Annotated in this window: 1 protein-coding gene; it reads left to right on the forward strand. The window is 73.8% G+C overall.

Annotated elements, in window-relative coordinates:
* Window positions 1–2255, forward strand: a 2255-nt coding sequence (rnr, locus tag OZN99_RS30070) for a ribonuclease R (protein ID WP_408611980.1), incomplete at its 5' end; no start/stop codon positions are given.
* Window positions 2256–2266: the final 11 nt, after the last annotated feature.

A 2266-nucleotide genomic window follows, 5' to 3' on the forward strand; every position in this document is an offset into this window, starting at 1 on the left:
GCCCCGCGAAGCCGGCCGGCGGCGGCAAGCCGCCGCGGCGGCGGCCGAAGGGCGAGACGGGTACCGCCGCGCCGCTGCCCAGCCGCGAGCAGCTCCGCGCCTTCCTGCGGGATGCGCCGGGGCGGGTCGGCAAGTCGGACATCGCGCGGCATTTCGGCCTCTCCTCCGACCAGCGCCCGGCGCTGCGCGAGCTGCTGCGGTCGCTGAAGGAATCGGGCCAAGCCGCGCCGGCGGGGCGGAAGGGCGTCGCCGCGCCCGACCGGCTGCCGGAGATGACGGTGGTGGAAGTGGTCGGCACCGACGCCGATGGCGATGCCATCGCCCGGCCGGTGCAGTGGGACAAGGCGAACGGCCCGCCGCCGGCCGTCTTCATGCGGCCGGAGCGGCGCGGCATGCCGGCACTGGCACCCGGCGAACGCGTGCTGGCGCGGCTGCGCTTCCTCGGCGGCACGAAATACGAGGGGCGGACCTTCAAGCGCCTGGCCTCGGAGGACCGGCCCGCGCGGATCCTCGGCGTCTTCGAGGAAGGCCGGATCATCCCGACCGACCGGCGGCAGCGCGCCGAGTGGATGGTGGCGCCGCAGGATCGCGGTGGGGCGAGCGCCGGCGACATCGTGATGGCGGAGCCGCTGCCGCAGCACCGCCCGATGGGCCCGCGCCCTGCCCGCATCGTCGAGGTGCTGGGCCGCATGGGGGAGCCGCGCAGCGTCTCCCTGGTCTGCATCCACGCGCACGGCATCCCCGACGTCTTTCCCGCCGAGGCGGTGCAGGAGGCCGAGCGGGCGAAGGGTGTCACGAAGCGCGGGCGCGAGGACCTGACCGCCCTGCCGCTGGTGACGATCGACGGGGAGGATGCGCGCGACTTCGACGACGCCGTCTTTGCCGAGCCTGATGGCGACGGATGGCGCCTCGTCGTCGCGATCGCCGACGTGGCGCATTACGTGAAGCCTGGCTCCGCGCTGGACCGGGAGGCCTGGGCGCGCGGCAACAGCGTGTATTTCCCGGACCGCGTCGTGCCGATGCTGCCGGAGGCGCTGTCCAACGGCTGGTGCAGCCTGCGCCCGGCCGAGAATCGCGGCTGCCTGTTCGTTGAGATGCGCTTCGACAAGGCCGGCACCAAGGTCCGCCACCGCTTCGGCCGCGGCCTGATGCGCAGCGCCGCGCGGCTGACCTACGAGCAGGTGCAGGCCGCGCACGAGGCCGGGACCGACCCGGAGGGCGTGCCGCCGGGCCAGGCGGCGCATCTCTACGGCGCCTTCCGCGCGCTGCTGGCGGCGCGGGACCGCCGCGGCACGCTCGACCTCGACGTGCCGGAGCGGCGGGTGCTGCTGGACGCGAAGGGGCGCGTGCAGGCGGTGGTGCCGCGCGCGCGGCTCGACAGCCACCGGCTGATCGAGGAGTTCATGGTCGCCGCCAATGTCTGCGCGGCGGAGGAGCTGGAGCGCCTGCGCCAGCCCTGCATGTACCGCGTGCATGACCGCCCCTCCGACGAGAAGCTGGAGGGGCTGCGGCAGTTCCTGGCCGGCCTCGGCATCAAGCTCGCCCCCCGCGACCGCATCCACCCCCGCGACTTCTCCCAGGTGCTGGAGATCGTGAAGGAGAAGCCGGAGGCGCGGCTGGTGAACGAGGCGGTGCTGCGCGGCCAGTCCCAGGCGGCCTACAGCCCCGACAACATCGGCCATTTCGGCCTGGCACTGACGAAATACGCGCATTTCACCAGCCCGATCCGGCGCTACGCCGACCTGCTGGTTCACCGCGCGCTGGTCGCCGGCCTGCAGCTCGGCCGCGACGGCTTGGCGGAGGAGGAAGCGGCGCGCTTCCCGGACACGGCGGAGCACATCACCCAGACCGAACGCCGGGCCGCGACGGCCGAGCGCGATGCGGTGGACCGCTATCTCGCCGCGTGGATGGCGGAACGCGTCGGCGACATGTTCGATGCGCGCATTAGTGGGGTGACACGTTTCGGACTGTTCGTGACAGTAGAGGAGAACGGCGCGAGCGGAATCGTCCCGCTGGCGTCCTTGCCGGACGACCGATGGCAGCTGGACGGGGCCGGTCACGCAATGACCGGCCGAAGCACGGGCCTGACCTTCAGCCTTGGCCAGCCGGTCGAGGTGCAGCTGGCGTCGGCGACTCCGCGCACCGGCGGGATGGTCTTCCGCCTGATGCAGGGCGATCCGCGCGCGGGCGGACGCCGCGGGCGCGCTGGCCCGCCGCCGCGCGGCAAGCGCTCCGGCGGCTTCCGGCGGCGCTGATCCTCCTCGGG

The sequence above is a fragment of the Falsiroseomonas oryzae genome (genome assembly GCF_027856955.1).
Lineage (GTDB): Bacteria > Pseudomonadota > Alphaproteobacteria > Acetobacterales > Acetobacteraceae > Falsiroseomonas > Falsiroseomonas oryzae.